The organism is Arthrobacter sp. CG_A4, assembly GCF_035985125.1.
GTDB lineage: Bacteria > Actinomycetota > Actinomycetes > Actinomycetales > Micrococcaceae > Arthrobacter.
This window is the reverse complement of the sequence record NZ_JAXCID010000026.1, coordinates 41,478-57,908: the sequence shown is the minus strand read 5'-3', so window position 1 is coordinate 57,908 and position 16,431 is coordinate 41,478. Positions and strand designations below refer to the sequence as shown.

At 64.7% G+C, this 16,431-nt stretch carries 15 protein-coding genes; 4 read left to right on the top strand and 11 right to left on the bottom strand.

The genetic code is table 11. From position 1 onward, the window contains the following. Window positions 1-169 precede the first annotated feature (169 nt). Complete coding sequence (locus tag RCH07_RS12265; RefSeq protein ID WP_326967753.1) at window positions 170-589, top strand: GNAT family N-acetyltransferase; 420 nt, start codon at window positions 170-172, stop codon at window positions 587-589. Between the two features lie 48 nt (window positions 590-637). Here the strand turns inward: RCH07_RS12265 and RCH07_RS12260 are convergent, their stop codons facing one another. Then, window positions 638-2,176, bottom strand: a complete 1,539-nt coding sequence (locus RCH07_RS12260) for an HNH endonuclease signature motif containing protein (RefSeq protein ID WP_326967752.1) — start codon at window positions 2,174-2,176, stop codon at window positions 638-640. A gap of 505 nt (window positions 2,177-2,681) precedes the next feature. Here RCH07_RS12260 and RCH07_RS12255 point away from each other — a divergent pair. Further along, the gene (locus RCH07_RS12255) at window positions 2,682-3,263 is read left to right on the top strand and encodes an NUDIX hydrolase (protein ID WP_326967751.1); all 582 of its coding nucleotides are present in this window, start codon (window positions 2,682-2,684) and stop codon (window positions 3,261-3,263) included. Window positions 3,264-3,299: 36 nt separating this feature from the next. Here RCH07_RS12255 and RCH07_RS12250 read toward each other — a convergent pair whose 3' ends face one another. Genes RCH07_RS12250 through truB form a run of 3 tightly spaced genes read right to left on the bottom strand, consistent with a single transcriptional unit; the run spans window position 3,300 to window position 5,120 of the window. After that, entirely contained in the window at window positions 3,300-3,794 is a 495-nt protein-coding gene (locus RCH07_RS12250; protein ID WP_326967750.1) for a hypothetical protein, read from the bottom strand. A gap of 19 nt (window positions 3,795-3,813) precedes the next feature. Next, window positions 3,814-4,167 carry a hypothetical protein gene (locus RCH07_RS12245; RefSeq protein ID WP_326967749.1) on the bottom strand — a complete coding sequence of 118 codons (354 nt, stop codon included), beginning with the start codon at window positions 4,165-4,167 and terminating at the stop codon, window positions 3,814-3,816. Continuing rightward, the gene (gene truB / locus RCH07_RS12240; protein WP_326967748.1) at window positions 4,167-5,120 is read right to left on the bottom strand and encodes a tRNA pseudouridine(55) synthase TruB; all 954 of its coding nucleotides are present in this window, start codon (window positions 5,118-5,120) and stop codon (window positions 4,167-4,169) included. The genes RCH07_RS12245 and truB overlap by 1 nt, the downstream gene beginning before the upstream one ends. A 119-nt stretch (window positions 5,121-5,239) precedes the next feature. On the opposite strand from truB, the gene RCH07_RS12235 reads away from it, so the two are divergent. Together RCH07_RS12235 and RCH07_RS12230 are read left to right on the top strand one after the other, a co-directional pair. After that, a complete protein-coding gene (locus tag RCH07_RS12235; protein ID WP_326967747.1) occupies window positions 5,240-6,397 on the top strand; it encodes a pyridoxal phosphate-dependent aminotransferase in 1,158 nt (385 codons plus the stop codon). A 122-nt stretch (window positions 6,398-6,519) separates the two neighbouring features. Continuing rightward, window positions 6,520-6,726, top strand: coding sequence for a hypothetical protein (locus RCH07_RS12230; protein ID WP_326967746.1), 207 nt, complete (start codon window positions 6,520-6,522; stop codon window positions 6,724-6,726). 46 nt (window positions 6,727-6,772) lie between these two features. Here RCH07_RS12230 and trxA read toward each other — a convergent pair whose 3' ends face one another. From trxA to infB, 7 genes are all read right to left on the bottom strand, one after another. Then, complete coding sequence (gene trxA / locus RCH07_RS12225) at window positions 6,773-7,204, bottom strand: thioredoxin (protein ID WP_442784825.1); 432 nt, start codon at window positions 7,202-7,204, stop codon at window positions 6,773-6,775. Window positions 7,205-7,335: 131 nt separating this feature from the next. Then, window positions 7,336-7,821 (bottom strand): nucleoside deaminase, encoded by a 486-nt coding sequence (locus tag RCH07_RS12220; RefSeq protein ID WP_326967744.1) that lies wholly within the window; start codon window positions 7,819-7,821, stop codon window positions 7,336-7,338. Between the two features lie 86 nt (window positions 7,822-7,907). After that, complete coding sequence (locus RCH07_RS12215; RefSeq protein ID WP_326967743.1) at window positions 7,908-8,096, bottom strand: hypothetical protein; 189 nt, start codon at window positions 8,094-8,096, stop codon at window positions 7,908-7,910. A 60-nt stretch (window positions 8,097-8,156) separates the two neighbouring features. Further along, a complete protein-coding gene (locus tag RCH07_RS12210) occupies window positions 8,157-9,461 on the bottom strand; it encodes a hypothetical protein (protein WP_326967742.1) in 1,305 nt (434 codons plus the stop codon). A 20-nt stretch (window positions 9,462-9,481) separates the two neighbouring features. After that, the gene (locus tag RCH07_RS12205) at window positions 9,482-12,208 is read right to left on the bottom strand and encodes a hypothetical protein (RefSeq protein WP_326967741.1); all 2,727 of its coding nucleotides are present in this window, start codon (window positions 12,206-12,208) and stop codon (window positions 9,482-9,484) included. A 452-nt stretch (window positions 12,209-12,660) separates the two neighbouring features. Beyond that, window positions 12,661-13,170 carry a 30S ribosome-binding factor RbfA gene (gene rbfA, locus RCH07_RS12200; RefSeq protein WP_326967740.1) on the bottom strand — a complete coding sequence of 170 codons (510 nt, stop codon included), beginning with the start codon at window positions 13,168-13,170 and terminating at the stop codon, window positions 12,661-12,663. Between the two features lie 286 nt (window positions 13,171-13,456). Beyond that, entirely contained in the window at window positions 13,457-16,384 is a 2,928-nt protein-coding gene (infB, locus tag RCH07_RS12195; protein ID WP_326967739.1) for a translation initiation factor IF-2, read from the bottom strand. Between the last annotated feature and the right edge of the window lie 47 nt (window positions 16,385-16,431).

Below are 16,431 nucleotides of genomic sequence, written 5' to 3'. Positions count from 1 at the left end.
ATCTTCCCGCCGCCCAAACCGGCCTGACCCCCTACTGTCAATCCAGCCGATACGGCGCAACCGAAAGAAACAGTGGAACACCACCGGACAGCGAGGTCCTGCCATCCACCCTGCCCTCGGCCCGAAAACAAGACTGAATCAGAATCCGGCCATCAGCGACAGCCGACCGGTGGATTCAGGCTTAGCCGGCGGCCCCGTTTCCGATTCCGAGGTGCTGGCTCTCTACGAATCCGTGGGATGGAGCGCCTATACCCGGGATCCCAAGGTCACGACCGCCGCCATCCGCGGTTCGTCCCTCGTTGCCACGGCCCGGAATGCCGGCGGTGGGCTGGTTGGGCTGGCCCGGGCGATCTCCGATGACGCGACTATCTGTTACCTGCAGGACATTCTCGTGGACCCGGCGTTCCAGAAATCAGGTGCCGGGCGCGGGCTGCTGGAAGCTGTGCGGACGCGCTACCAGCATGTCCGGCAGTTGGTGTTGATCACCGACGACGAACCCGGGCAGCGTGCCTTTTACGAGGCCCTCGGATTCACCGAGGGCTCGGATTTCCGTCCTGATCCGGTGCGCATCTTTGCTCAGTTCCGGTAGCCGCACAGCTCAGACGCCCCGTCCTCTTCCGGGGCGGAAGCTCAAGCCCTACTCAAGCCGGAAGTAGCGGTTCCGCCGTGGCACCCGGCGAGGATCAAGGTGCGGAGGCGGTATGAACCATGGAACACCGCTTCTCAGCTGGATGGACCACTGTTCTTTGTGGATCAGGTGATGGTGATGAGAGCAGAGCAGGGCTCCGTTGCCGGCCCCCGTGCTCCCGCCGCGGGACCAGTAATCGATGTGGTGGGCTTCGCACCAGGGCGCCGGGATAGTGCACTGGGGAAAGGCACAGCCCCCATCTCGCGCTGTGATGGCCTTGCGGATGTGCGGCGGGAAAACCCGCGATGAGCGTCCAATGTCGAGGATCCGGCCCTGGCCGCCCAGCACAACCGGGATGATGTCGGCGTCGCAGGCGATCCGGCGCACTGTCGAGGCCGTGATTGGACCGGTGAACATCAGTGTCCCGGCGTTGGACCCAGGGGCACGGGTCTCCAGATCGGCGCCTCCGAGCCGCTCCAGCAGGTCCCGGTAGTCAACGGTGACCATCACCTGCGGGCGCAGCCCTCCCGCAGAGGGCAGGACTCCTGCGGCGAGAGCGGCTTTGCAGGCGCCGACGAGGCCATCGAGAAGCCGCTGCGGCCGGGTGCGCTGATCCAGCCGTTCGAGGGCAGCCACGTCGTCAGCATCGCCGACGCCGGTGGCTTCAGTGCCGGCTTCAGACCGGGATTCAGCAGCAGGCCCGCCATGGCCGGCAGCATCCGTGCCGCCCTCGCGACAGGATGCGACGCCGGTCCGCGGGTTGGTGGCGACGTTCATGACCGTGAGCAAGTGTTCGAACTGGTCGGTTGTGGCGAAGATTTCCAGATGCTGCAGTCCGCGGTGTGCCCGGCGGATGAAGGCACCCTGCCGCTGGCGCAATTCCTGCTCGCTGGGTTCCTCGCCGTCCTGGTCCAAGGCGTCCGTCCAGCGTTTGGCGATCCTGGTCAGGAAATCCTGGTCGTTCTCGACCGCTGTCCGGATGAGGGCATGCTCCATCCGGACGGCATCCTCGGGCGAGGACACGCGCCGGACCCGGTCCAGGGAAAGGCTGATGATGGTCGCCGCCTGTGAGGCGACGTCCCCGGCGGCGACCGCAGCCGCCAGCTCTTCCTTCGCGGCCGGCAGCGGCTGTTCCGTCAGGCCCGTGCGCGGCAGGACATCCCCGACGAGGGCCAGCCGGCGTCGCGCTTCGGCGGCACTGATCCGCAGCCTGGCCCGCAGGAATTCCGCGGTGTTCCGGTACCCGTCGTCCACCCAGCCCTCGGAAAGATCAGCACCGTCCGGCTCTTTCCAGGTGGGGCCCGACTGGTCAACCGCCAGGGCACTCGATTCAGGGTTCCAGCCGGTAAGCCAGCCCGCGGGTGCGTCAGAACCAAACGTCGCAGCGGCAGTCCTGGCCCCGGCCGCTGCCCGGCTTCGGGTCCGGTCGACCGCCGCCGCAGCCACAAGTTGCAGGTAGTCAACCATGCGGGACAACTCCTCGACGTGGCCGGCAAAGTCCGAGGCTTCGGTCACTCCGAACAGCGCTGCATCAGGAACTGCCGTCACATTTGCAGAGCGCAGCAGTACCAGCGCCCCATCAAGGGCACAGCCCATGTCATCCGCCCCGTGTGGAACGGGCGTAAGCCGGGGAATTTCAGGGAGGACCCCGGCGCCAGGCCATGTGGCTTGTAACGGTACGAAATCTTCGCTGGCTTGCATAGCCAAATTCTTCCTCGAGGCTGTGACATTCTGGGGGCCGTGACTGCGTGAAATCTCCTGAAGAACATACGAGTGTAGAGACAGCTGTAATCACTAGGCCCGAGTGAGTGATCCGCTGCTCCGGCTGCCCGGGGGCTACCTCCAATGATTCCCGATTCCAGCTCTGGTAGCCCTAGCGGGCTCCCCTATGTGGATAACTAAAGTGTTTGGCCGGCAGTTTCTGTTGGAACAGCCGCTGTCACGTCCTGACCGACGGATCCCGCCGTGCCTCCGGCGCGCGGCCCGTTTGATGTGTCTTCCCGCGGGGTCACACTTCGGCAGGAACGGGCACGGTCCGTGGGAAACTGAGGGCATGGACAGCACTGTTGCCCCGACAGCCAGCCCGGATAGCCCCCAAACCGTGCCGCCCGGCGAGGCACACTCCACCGAGCACCCCTTCGAACTGCGCCGCCCGCTCGGGCGCCGTGATCCAGGTGACGCGTGGGTCGACGGCGACCGTGGGAGATTCTGGGGGCGCTTTGGCTCGGCCGGACTCCTGGTCCACGACCCCGCCAAGGGCATCCTGCTCCAGCACCGCGCATTGTGGAGCGATCAGGGCGGCACCTGGGGGCTCCCGGGCGGAGCCCTCCATCAGGGCGAAGAAGCAGTCCATGGCGCCTTGCGGGAGGCCAGGGAAGAAGCTGCCGTGCCGCCGGAGAAGGTCCGTGTGCTGTTCACCTCGGTGTTCGACGTCGGCTACTGGCGCTACACCACGGTCGCCGTCGTGGTTGTGGAAGCGTTTGAACCGGAGATCAGCGACCCGGAAAGCCTGGAGTTGCAGTGGGTGCCGGTGGAGCGGGTGGGCGAAAAGGACTTGCATCCCGGCTTCGGGGCGGCCTGGCGGGGCCTGCGCCTCAGGCTCCTGGGCTCCGGTATCCCCGACGCTCCCGCCTAGGACGGCTCAGTAAGGCTCATTACGGCCCCGTACGGCTCAGGCCTGCTTCGGCGCCGGACGTCGGCGGTACAGCCAGATCAGTCCCAGGATGGGCAGCAGCAGCGGGATAAACGCGTAGCCGCGGCCAAACAGCGACCAGACCGTCTCGTGCGGGAAGTTGACGGAGTCGAACACGCTCAACGCCCCGACCACGAGCACGCCGATCAACTCCACGAGCACCGCCGCAACGGACACCTTGAACCAGGTGCGGCCGGCTTTGGCGAGGGACACCGTAGCCACGAGATAGACGACGGCGGCGAAAGCGGACAGCAGGTAGGCCAGCGGCGCTTCGGAGAATTTGGTCAGGATCTGGTATCCCGCCCGGGCGGTCGCCGAGATGGCAAACACGGCGTAGACGGCGATCAGCAGCCGGCCGGGGCCGGTATTGCGGGTGTCCCTGGTAGCAGCCGTCGGGGCGGCCGTCGAACCGGCGCCGGGCGTTGCAAGGCCCGCCGTCGAACCGGCGTCCTCGTGTGAAGATCCTGCCGTCATGTTCGTTGCCTCTTCCACGTCAGTACCAAATCTGATTCATTCGGGCCGCCATCACCACGGCGGTGACGCCGACGGCGGCCAGGACGAAGTTGCTCCAGCGCGTGCGTTCCAGAACGGACCAGTACACCGCGCCGACCGGCAGCATCAGCGCTGTCAGCAGATATCCCCAAAACTCCCACGGCTCCCCCGCCATCGACTCCCCGGCAATGACCCGGACGATCGAGCCGACGAGGTAGACCAGCAGAGACAGTTCGACGGCGGCCACCGACAGGATCGTCGTGTCGTTCGGGGCTTTCTTCAGCAGGCCCGCGGTGAGGCAGATAATTGTCGAGACCAGCCCGGCCACCAGGATGATGTAGAAATACGCGTCCACTACTGGTCTGCCTGCTGTTCCGCCGTGGACTGCTTCGCGGCGCGCTTCTCATTGTCCGGCGCGAAGACCAGCACGGGCTTGGCGTAGCTTCCCGAGTCAGCCAGCAGCGCCACGAGGGTACCGTCAGGCGCGAAAGCGGCGGCGGGCATTTCCGCCGTCGGGGCGTCCGGGGTGCCGGCCGACGGTCCGGGGGCGATCCTGCGGCCGAAGGAAATCTCGGTGGTTTCCTCGTCGCTGAGTTCCCGGTTCGGCATCAGGGCCCGGGCAGCCGTGGACATTTCCAGTACGTCCAATTCCTCGGCGAGCTCTTCGAGGGTACGGGCCTGGTCCAGGGTGTACGGCCCCACCCGGGTCCGGCGAAGCGCCGTCAGATGGCCGCCGACGCCGAGCGTGTTGCCCAGGTCGCGGGCGAGGGCACGGATGTAGGTGCCGGAGGAGCATTCAACCGTGACGTCGACGTCGAGCGCCTCGCCGTCGCGTACCGGGCGCAGCCCGTGGACTTCGAAACGGTGGATGGTGACCGGACGTGCGGCGAGCGTGACCTCTTCGCCGGACCGGACGCGCGCGTAGGCGCGTTCGCCGTTGACTTTTATGGCACTGACGCTGCTGGGAACCTGGGCTATTTCGCCGGTAAGGTCGGCGACGCCGGCCCGGACGGCCTCCGCGGTGACCGCGGCGGCGCTGTGGACGGCGGTGACGTCCCCTTCGGCGTCGTCGGTGACCGTCGATTCGCCGAGCCGGATGGTGGCGGTATAGGTCTTGGAGGTGCCCACGATGTAGGTCAGCAGGCGCGTGGCCTTGTTGATGCCGAGCACCAGCACTCCCGTGGCCATCGGGTCCAGGGTCCCGGCATGCCCCACTTTTCGGGTACCGGCGAGCCGCCGCATCCGTCCAACCACATCGTGGCTGGTCCAGCCCTGCGGCTTGTCCACTATCACCAGTCCTGAAAGCACGCTTCCCAGTATATCTGCGCGGGACGCTCCCCCCGCCCGGCCCCGTTCCCGACCGGACCCGCCCCGTCCGGCTCCTGCCCGCCCCGTCCGGCTCCTGCCCGGCGGTTAGGATGGCAGACATGCCCGAGCTAGCCGCCCATGTCCGCGACGTCCCCAGCAACCAGATCCGCGAGATCACCGAAGCCGCCTGGGCCACCCCCGGCGCGATCGTCCTGAGCATCGGGGAACCCGGCTTCGCCGTCCCCCGCCACATCCTCGAAGCCGGGATGGCGTGCCTGGACCGGGACGAAACCAACTACACCCCCAATGCCGGCATCCCGGCGCTGCGCGAGGCCTTTGCGGCGAGGTTCCGCGAACACAATGGGACGCCGGTCGGGGCGGACCGGGTGTACGTCGTCGACGGCGCCCAGCAGGGCCTGCACTTCGCGATGAGCCTGCTGCTCTCCCCGGGTGACGAGATCCTCATCCCCAACCCGGGCTACCCCACGTTCGCGATGACGAGCCGCCTGCTGCACGCCGTTCCGGTGCAGTATCCGCTGTATCCGGACCATGACTTCCAGCCGCGGATCGCGGACATCGAGGAGCTCATCACGCAGCGGACCAAAGTGCTGATCCTGAATTCGCCGTCCAATCCGCTGGGCGCGGTGCTGGGCGGGGAGCTCACCCGCAGCCTCGTGGCGTTGGCCGTCCGGCATGACCTGTGGATCATTTCGGACGAATGCTACGAGGCGTTCACCTACGACGTCCCCCATGTGAGCCCGGCCCGCTTCGACAGCGAGGTTCCGGGCGAGGCCCGCGTTTTCACCTCGGTGACGCTGTCCAAGACCTACGGCCTGACAGGGCTGCGCATCGGCGCGCTGATCTGCCCGCCGGGGCTGGAGCAGAAGATGAACAACGTCATGGAGTCAATCGTCTCCTGCGTCGCGTCGCCCTCGCAGTACGCGGCGCTGGCCGCACTGACGGGCCCGCAGGACTACGTCAGCCACGCCCACGCGCACTACCGGGCCAACCGTGACGCCGCCTCGGCCGTCCTGGCGTCCAAAGGAATCCCCTTCCTCACTGCCCAGGGGGCCTTCTACCTGTGGGCGGATGTGACCCACGTCAGCGGCGGGGACGTCCGGTCCTGGGTCCGGCGTTTCCTGGCCGACTCTGGAGTGGCGTTCGCCCCGGGAACGGCCTTCGGCTCGATCGGTGAGGGCTGGATCCGGATTGCCCTCTGCAGCAGCAAGGCAGACCTGGTGGAAGGACTCAACCGCCTCCCGGCCCGGCTCCCCTGACGGGTCTATCCCCCCCTTGAGAACGCCTCTACCGCAGGAACGCCTTAGCCCTTAGCCTGAGCCCAGGGCGTTTTCCGCCCGGGTCAACGGACCGGGTTCCCGGTTCAGTCGGGGAGGTACTCATGTGGTGGCAGGATTTGTTGTGGGGCATCTGGAACGGGCTGACGGCGTGGATCGTGTTGATTGTCCATGTCTTCGGACAGTGGAGCGAATTCCCGTTCTATAACACCGCCCGCGCCGGAAACTGGTATGACGTGGGCTTCCTGCTGGGCATGGGTTCGCCCGTCCTGGGCGGTCTGGGGGCCCGGGGCCGCTCGAAGCGCCGCTGAGGCACCGGTACCACGGCACCGGCACCACGGCGGCCGCCTCCCGGCCTCAGGTGGCGCCCGCAGCCAGGGCCCCGTCCAGCCAGCTGCGCAGGGCCGCCGCCGGCGGTGCCCCCGCCTGACGGGCCACGACCTGGCCGCCCCTGATCAGGAGCAAGGTAGGGATTGCCTGGACATCGAAGCGGCGCGAGAGTAGGGGTGACTTGTCGACGTCGACCTTGACGAGCTTGACGTGCCCGGCCCGCTCCCGGGCCAGCTTGTCCAGCACGGGACTGACCATCCGGCATGGCCCGCACCAGGCGGCCCAGAAGTCGATCAGCGCCGGCGTCGAGGACTGCTCGGCGACCACCCCGAAGTCCGCGTCGCCGGCTTCGACGATCCAAGGCAGGTCCTTGCGGCAGTTGCCGCAGCGCGGGTGGCCGGCGGCCACCGTCGGAACCCGGTTGGTTTTCCCGCAATGGGGGCATTTAATCAGGCTCAAGCCCACCGCCGCCAGCTGTCCGCCGCCCGCATTGTCATGATTCCTGTCCGCGCTGTCATGGTTCCATCAGACGCCACGAGGAGGACCGAATCAAGAGCCATAAGTCCCGCCGGCGTCGGCGGCGGCAGGGTTCAGTACCCGGTGCGGTCCGGGTTGTCGCGCCACGCCTGGAAGGGAAGGCCCGACGCCGGAAATGCCGTGTGGCGCACCGGCATCAGTTCCGGCCGGGCCCCGTCGAAATACTCATAGAAGACGGCGTCGTCGAAGCCGGCTGCAGCGGCCGCGTTTCGGTCCGCCGCGAAGTGCACCCGGTCCTTGCGGGCCCACAGCGCAGCCGCGAGGCAGAGCGGGCACGGCTCGCAGCTGGCGTAGAGCACAGCACCGCTGAGATCGAAAGTGGCTGTGGCTGCGGCGGCCCTGCGGATGGCGACCACCTCGGCGTGGGCTGTGGGATCGTTGTCCCGTGTTACGCGGTTGACGCCCCCGAAGGTCCGGCCGTCCGCGGTGACCACAAGCGCCCCGAACGGACCGCCGCCGTCGGCCACACTTGCCACCGCGAGCCGGATGGCCTGGTCCAGAAAGTCGTTGACATCGGGAGCTGGGGGTGGCGTGAGCATGGTCCGATCTTAGCCAGCGGGCCGCCGTGGGCTGCGGACGGCCCGCAGTGGATTGCGGAAAGCATCGACTTTGGCGGCCGGGCGGATTAAAATCCGATCTTGGGGGGGCAGCCGTGTATTTCCGGCAGCCGTTCACCGGTCTCACTGGTCGGGAGTCCGGGCCGGGTGACCAACGCGAGCTCGTCGGCCACGTCCGGATCATCGATGACGACGGCGACCAGCGGACACCGGGCGATTTCGCCGCGCTGGAAGAGGACGCCAATGCCGAACGGCAAGACCCGGTACAGCTTCCGCGACCTGCGTGCAGGGCTCCCGGCTCCCTTGGACCACAAGTCCTAGAAGCCGCTGTGGAACACGGCATGCGAGAGGAGTCTCGAAATGAACCAACTGTGCCCCTCCAGCCCAGGCTCGTACGTCCCTCCCGGGGCAAAGCCGTCGGGATTGACCAGGTTGTCGCTCGACAGGTAAATAAGCGCGTTTCCCGACGGCATGACGGCGAGGGAACGTGAGCCGTCGGTGGAATAGATCTCATAGCCGTCGCTAAGGTTGGCGTACTTTCCGGAACCGTCCCGCCGCATCTTGCCGTTGAAGGAACTGAAGCCTACCTTGTTCTGATAACCGCCTCCGTACTTCTTGAGTCGGGTTTGCAGCTCGCCGTAGATTGAGCCGACCGTTGCCGGCTCCGCGCTGTAAAGCCGGATCTTCTTGTCGGAGTCGTCTCCCTGCCAGGCCGTAAGTTTCGACCAGAACTCGTCGTAGCCCTGCTTTTTCGTTTTGACTACGAGGCCCTGCGGGTCGTTCTCGTTCAGCATCACGTCGAAGGCGTAGAACTCTTTCACGACATTGCGCATGAACGGCTCGTTTGCCCTGGCGTTGTCCAGGAGCGTGCGAAGCACCACCCCGCTGCGGCTGTAGCCGGAGACGGCCACCCTTTCGAGGGTGACCGCCGTCGCTGGGATCAGCTTGGCGGTGACGCCTTCGTAGCATCGTTTCGTGATGTGCCGCAGCGCATCTTCGAGCTCCAGCGGATTCCCTAGGCTGGCGAACGCGGTGGCGCTGGAAACAGGGACCACGACCATCACGGCGAGGGAGCTCTTCGGGTTGTCGACGCCGGCGGCGCCGGGGGGCCGGGGCTTGGCGACGGCGCAGAAGTGCTGGGCAACAACGTGCTTTTCCTTGCAGAGGTATCTGATCCCGAGTTCGAGGAAGTTGGGTACCTGGACCGGCTCTATTCCGCCGTTCCAGTACGTAGGGTAGTTTTCCAGACCGGCTCGCGGATGAAAGATGACGTTCGCTTTCACGCGGGGAGCGTTTGACGGGTCGCTCTTGAATTGCTCGACCAGTGTTGGGGACACCCAAACTAAGAAGAGCCTCGTTTTCGCCTTGTCGGTCAAGTTGTCGGTGCGCTCGAGGACGAAAAAGCGTCCGGCATCGGCGTCGTCCATGTTTCGCCGCAGTTTGTAGTCGATCAACTCTTCCGGCGAGCTTCCTGACAGTGAGAAGACGTGCTCTGTCAGTATTGGGAACTGTCGTCCCTTGTCCCGATACATCCTGAGCAGCTGGTAATTCTGGTTGTCGACGTAGGTTGTTTTGTACGACTTCAGCAGTGATGTCTCCCGGGTGATATCCCTAAGTTCCATCGCGTGTTTCGCCGCCGAGGCTAACGGGTGAGGTCTTTTGGCTCGTACTCCGAGGCCACGATTTGGTCCGTGGGAAGAATCGAGATCCACTGGCTGAAGACCTTATTGGCGGGCAGTCCGGCATCGAAGCCCGATGCCAGCGGGTCAAACCCTTTTTCGAAGACTTTGTCCGCTTCGAGCACGTTGGCGATCTTGCCGTTCTCCTTTTCCATCCGCTCGGCGATGATCTCCAGTACTTCGCCGATGGTCTTCCCGTTGAATTCGGCATCCTCTTCAGCCGTGCCGATGTAGGGCGTGTTCCAGCCGTCGTTCTCGTGGCCTTCGATGCTCCTTAGCCAGTTAAGCGCAGCCCGCTCCCTCCCGGGCCGGATCGGGATGACGGCCTTTACCCAGGGTGCGTTGAGGAACGCGTTGCGGAGGTTGTCACCGTCCAGCTGGAGTAGCCACCCGAGCGAACTGCCGTATCTTGCGGGAGCGGAGTCTTCCGTAATCCGATAATTGTCGGCGCGTTTTTCCACATCATCCCACTTGACGACGTCGTTGTCCGTCAATTCGATGGCGGGGTCCCCCACCTGCACTTTCAAATCGAGCTGGCTTCGGTGCCGGCGCGGCATCCACCATTCAGGTGCGACAAAGTAGAGCATGCCGTCAACGTCGAAAATGGCCCGGATGATTTCCGAGCGGACGTGGCTGAGACGGAGGTTTTCGGTGTCTTTTTGATTCTTGGATGCGATGTCCCAGCTGTCGAGCATCAGCCGCTGGAGCAACTGTCGGTAGATGACCGTGCGTTCTTCTTCTCTCAGATCCCATGCCGGCCGGGACCTGATACTGCTTGCGTCTTTTATGCGTTTCCTGACGCTTTCCAGGAAACTTTTCTTCAGCAGGCGCTGCCGCTCGGCGTCGTATTTTTCCTGTACCTTCTTCTTGTTCGTCTCGTATTCGGTGAGGGCGCCGGTCTGAGGGGCGAAGACCAGCTCGACGTCGAGGTTGAGGACATTTTCTTTGCCGAAGTTGATGAACTGAAGTACCAAGGTGAACGAGCCGTCCGCGTTCTTGGTTTTCGTCCTCACCACAGCCTGCTTATTGCCCTGCGGCCCGATAATCCGGATGTCGTCGGTGAGGACATAGTTGCTCTGCGGGGGGTCAATTTTGAAGGTGAAGGGGCCCATGATGATCTGGCTGTCGTCGTCATCGTCGTCGCCCTTGACTGTGCCGAGGAACTTGTCTTTGTACGCAGTGTTACCTGTTTCCAGATACGCGAACTCGTAGTTGGCATGCCAGTTGCTGTAGTTGAGGATGGGGGTGAAAGGAATCGGTACGGTAACTTTCTTGGCGATGTTGGCTGGAGGCGGGCCGATATCGGGATCCTTGAGGTTGGCCAGGTCCGGTGATTCAGCAAAATGCACCAGTTCGGAAAGTCCTAAGGACACTCCTGCATCGTCGATGAATACCTGCCAGCAGAGTTGGTTTCCCATGTCCTGAAGCTGCACTCCGACGCGGCGCATTTTGCGCCGCAGCTCGTAGTTGATGAGTTTGTTCGAGGTATTTTGCAGCAAGTATCGCCGGCTGCGCACATCTGTCGTCTCTGTCACGGTCTTGAAGATGGACTTGTAGCTCCGCTTGATCTGCGAAGAAAGCTTTTCCGCTTGCTCCCGGTTTTGCTTGTGCGTGGCCTCGCGTGCCTCTTTCCGGCTGCTCTCGACCCCGTAGTTTGCGGAAGCAGTGCCCTGGTAGACACCGAAATTCACGGTGTTGGTGGTCGAGACTCCAAGTTTGGTGCTGCTGCTGTTCTCCGCCTTCACCGCATCACTGAGTTCATCCTTCACCGCGCTGCTGTCTTCGGAAGCGGTAGTGGTCTCGGTCGCGCTTTCCTCCTGGTGCTCCACGATGGACTTTCGGGTACTCACTTCGATGAGCTCGATTGTTGTTCCGGGTGCGAGCCAAATGTGTTCGACGCTTTCGCCCAGGAACGTTCCCAGATCGAAGAAGTACTGGCGGAACAAGTGCACGAAGCCCACAGGGGACAGCGCTCCACCGGAGGCGCGGGGGTCGATGCTCGCCAAAGGGTCGGTCGGCCTGAGGATGTCATTCGCCGGCGCGGCGGTAACGACAGAAAACAGCTTGGACAGCTCGTTGGGATCGGCCCCGCCCTGCCCCTCGGCGTGGGCAAGCAGGAAGACGGCGATCTGAGATTCGTACTGCATGAGGGACAGGTGAGCTTGCTTTGTTGTCGCCAGCATCTCGGCGGTGATCTGGCCTCCTTGGGCTTGGGCCATCATCTGCTGGTTAAGGCGAGCCCGGTGTATATCGTTGACCTTTCGGAGCGGCCCCTCCTCGGGGTCCATCAGATTGTTGATTTCTATCAGGGCATTCCATTCTGCGCCCTGCGGCAGACGGCCGTCATTTTGTACGACAAATCCCTGTATGGCATCGCGCAGTACAACCAGCAATTCGCTGTTGAGCGTTTTTGTCAACACGACGGAATAGGGCGATATCCCGGAGCCTGGTTGCAGGGGAAATGCCAGGAATTCGAGCGGATGATCGTTTTGCACGAGCTCCGGACCGGGCTTGAACCGGCCGTCCAGGACTTTCTTGATGTGCGGATCGACAACGATCCCTCCGCGCTGGATCCATTTCTTGGTCAAACGGGATTCCCACCCCAGCAGAGGCTGATAGACACCGTAGTGTTCACTGGCGTACGGAGGGATCCCTGTGTAAGTATCAAGGTCTTTGAACAGATCAAACATGAGCACGTCCTCGAGCGAGGCGGTCAATACGGAGATGCCTCATAGGAGGTGGTTGTACTGATCTGTCTGTGTCGTGTTCTGCAAAGAAGTAACTGACAGCTCGGTGCGCAATAGCTCCATGCTTGCACGCGCTACCCGGTTTGTACACGACGCACTGATGCCGGGAAATACATGATGGGACGGCCGACCTCGCCCTCCGCGGACACACGCTGTACGCGACGGCCAATGCCCTCGGGCCGAACGGCCAGGTGGTTTATCTGGAGCTGGACCATGGCTCGAACGATCGCGACAGCGGCCCCTGAGCGGGCCAGCTGGCATGGGCCGCCTCGCACGGGCCGCCTCGCACGGGCCGCCTCGCATGAGCCGCCTGGCAAGAGCCGCCTCAGACAGCACTGGCCGACCCCGAAATCGGGGCCGGCCGGCTCGCTGCAGAAATCCTGCAGTGCTGGAGCCTACTTGTTGCTGTCCTCGTCGACGTCGTCCTCGTCGACTAGGTCGAGGTCCTCTTCGTCGAAGTCGTCTTCGTCGAGGTCCACGTCCTCGGACGTGTCACTCTTGTACGGGTCGGGGTCGCCGGCGTGCTGCGCACTTGCCGCGAGTGCGGCCACTTCGGCGTCGCGCTTCTTAGCGGCCCGGAGCAGTTCCTCAAGGTTGGAAGCGTTGACCGGGATCTGGTCGGCAACAAACTCCAGGGTCGGGGTCAGCCGGACAGTGATGTTCCGGCCCACCTCTTGCCGAAGCACGCCCTTGGCCTTCTCCAGCCCCTTCGCCGCCTCAGCCTGGACCAGTTCGCCGCCGAACACCGTGTAGTAGATCGTGGCATGCTGCAGATCATTGGTCACGCGGGCATCAGTGACAGTAATACCCTCAAGCCGCGGATCCTTGACCCTCCGGCCCAAAGCCTCAGCAACAACAACCTTAATCCGCTGCGCCAACTTGGCAGCCCGTGCGGGATCAGCCATTTCCACTCCTAAAATTTGGATGTACGACGGCGCCTGCTAGGCGGGGTCGCTCGTTTCAGTTTTCTGCCACGCACCACGGCGAGTCAACGACGGACTCCCGTTGGAACTTTTCCGGCGGCCTGGGAGTGGCATCGAAGGCGGCAGCCGAGGGCCCCAATGCGAGCTTGCGAGCATTGGGAAGGCTGACGCCCCTACGCTGGGCGGCAATGGATCGCAGATCCATTGCCGCCCAGCGTAGGGGCGGGGCCGCCGGAAAAATTCCGACGGCCCCAAACGCTAAACCAACCTAGACGCGCGGCTTTTCGCGCATCTCAAAGGTCTCGATGGTGTCACCCTCGTTGATGTCGTTGAACGAGCCAAGACCGATACCACACTCGAAGTCCGTGCGGACCTCGGTGGCGTCGTCCTTGAAGCGCTTGAGCGTCTCAACTGCGAGATTGTCCCCGATGATCTTGCCGTCGCGGCTGATGCGGGCCTTCGCGTTGCGTCGGATAACACCCGAGCGGACGATCGAGCCTGCAATGTTGCCGAACTTGGAGGAACGGAACACTTCGCGGACCTCGGCGGTGCCAAGCTGGACTTCTTCGAACTCCGGCTTGAGCATGCCCTTGAGGGCCAACTCGATGTCATCAATTGCTGCGTAGATGACGGAGTAGAAGCGCATGTCCACGCCTTCGCGGTCTGCCAGTTCGGCAACACGCTCGGCGGGCTTGACGTTGAAGCCGATGATGACGGCGCTGTCGACCGTTGCCAGGTTGACGTCGTTCTGCGTGATCGCACCGACACCGCGGTGGATGATGCGCAGCTGGACGCCTTCGCCGACGTCGATCTTGAGCAGCGCGTCCTCGAGGGCTTCCACGGCACCGGACACGTCACCCTTGAGGATGAGGTTGAGGGTGTCGATCTTGCCTTCGGCGACGGCCTGGTCGAAGTCTTCCAGGCTGATGCGCTTGCGGCGCTTGGCCAGCGCGGCGTTGCGGTCGGCGGTTTCACGCTTCTCGGCGATCTGACGGGCGGTGCGCTCGTCAGCGGTCACGAAGAATGTGTCACCGGCGCGCGGGACGTTGGACAGACCCAGGACCTGCACGGGGCGGGACGGGCCGGCTTCGGTCAGGACGCTGCCGTCGTCGTCGAACATCGCTCGGACACGGCCGTGCGCCGTGCCAGCCACGATGGTGTCGCCGACGTGCAGGGTGCCGGACTGAACCAGGACGGTGGCAACGGAACCGCGGCCCTTGTCCAGGTTGGCTTCAATCGCGATACCGCGGGCATCCTTGTTCGGGTTGGCGCGCATGTCCAGGGCAGCGTCTGCGGTCAGCAGAACGGCCTCGAGCAGCTCGTCGATGTTGAGGTTCTGGCGGGCAGAGACCTCCACGAACATGGTGTCGCCACCGTACTCTTCCGGAACCAGTCCGTATTCGGTCAGCTGGCCGCGGACCTTCTCCGGGTTGGCGCCTTCCTTGTCAATCTTGTTGACAGCCACCACGATCGGCACGTTGGCCGCCTGTGCGTGGTTGAGGGCCTCAACGGTCTGAGGCATCACGCCGTCGTCCGCTGCGACCACCAGGATGGCGATGTCGGTGACCTTCGCACCACGGGCACGCATGGCGGTGAACGCCTCGTGGCCCGGAGTATCGATGAAGGTGATCTTGCGATCGATGCCTTCGTGCGGGTGGGTGACCTGGTAGGCACCGATGTGCTGCGTGATGCCGCCGTGCTCGCCCGCCATAACGTCGGACTTGCGGATGGCGTCGAGCAGGCGGGTCTTACCGTGGTCAACGTGACCCATGACGGTGACCACCGGAGGACGTGCCTCGAGGTCCTCATCGCCTTCGGCTTCCAGTTCGGCTTCGAAGTCGATGTCGAAGCCGGAGAGCAGCTCGCGCTCCTCGTCCTCCGGTGAGACGACCTGGAGTTTGTAGCCAAGCTCCTCGCCGAGCAGTGCGAAGGTCTCTTCATCCAGCGACTGCGTGGCCGTAGCCATTTCGCCGAGGTGGAAGAGGACGGTCACCAGTGCGGCGGGGTTCGCCTCGATCTTGTCGGCAAAGTCCGTGATGGACGAGCCACGGCGGAGCCGGACGATGGTGTTGCCGTCGCCGCGGGGCACACTGACGCCACCCAGCGACGGAGCACTCATCTGCTCGAGTTCCTGGCGCTTGGCACGCTTCGACTTGCGCTGCTTGCCACGGCCTGCGCCGCCCTTACCGAAAGCACCCTGGGTTCCGCCGCGACCGCGGCCACCCTTGCCGAAGCCACCGCCGGCCGGGGCGCCGCCGCCGGCACCGGGAGCACCGGTACCCGGGGCGCCACCCGGACGGCCCGGACCACGGGCGCCGCCACCGGGACGGCCTGCACCGGCCGGTGCGGGACGTTCGGTGCGGTTAGGCATCATGCCGGGAGTCGGACGGTTTCCGCCGGCTCCTGCCGGACGGCCGGCGCCGGCAGCGCCGGCCGGACGCGGAGCACCCGGACGGGCACCCGGAGCGCCACCGGTGCGGGGAGCTCCCGGACGGGGACCCCCTGCGCCTGCTGCGGGACGCGGGCCGCCGGGGCGTTCGCCCTCGGTGCGGTTGCCGCCCGGACGCGGCATGCCCTGGGAAGGAGCAAAGGGGTTGTTGCCCGGACGCGAAGGACGTTCGTTGTCGCCGCCGCGGCCCCGGGGCATGCCCTGGGACGTAGCGAACGGGTTGTTGCCGGGACGAGGACCGCCCGGACGGGGTGCCGAACCGCCCTGGCGTGCCGGAGCAGCCGGAGCTTCAGCCTTCGGAGCAGGCCGTGCGCCGGGCTTGATGCCCGTCGACGGTGCAGCGGGCGGTGCCGCCGTCGGTGCAGCGGCCGACGGCGCAGCAGCCGACGGTGCAGCCGGAGCCTGGCCAGCGGTGGACGACGGCGCGGCGAACGGTGCCGGAGCAGCCGTTGCCGGAGCCTCAGTCCTGGTTGCTGCTGCCGGTGCCGGGGCACCGGGCGCTGCCGGAGCCGGCGCCGGACGGGTTGCCGAGGGGCTGGCGGGTGCCTTGGGGGCGGACGCAGGCGCTTCAGACTTCGGAGCTGCTGCTGCGTCGGGGAATGCGTTGCGGAGTTTCCTCACAACGGGAGCCTCAATGGTGGAAGAGGCGGAGCGAACGAATTCGCCCAGTTCCTGCAGTTTGGTGACTGCATCTTTGGAAGTAATACCGAGCTCTTTAGCAAGCTCATGCACGCGGACCTTGGCCACATTTCTCCTGTCTCGGTCCGCACCGAGCCAGGCACGAACCGTCTACT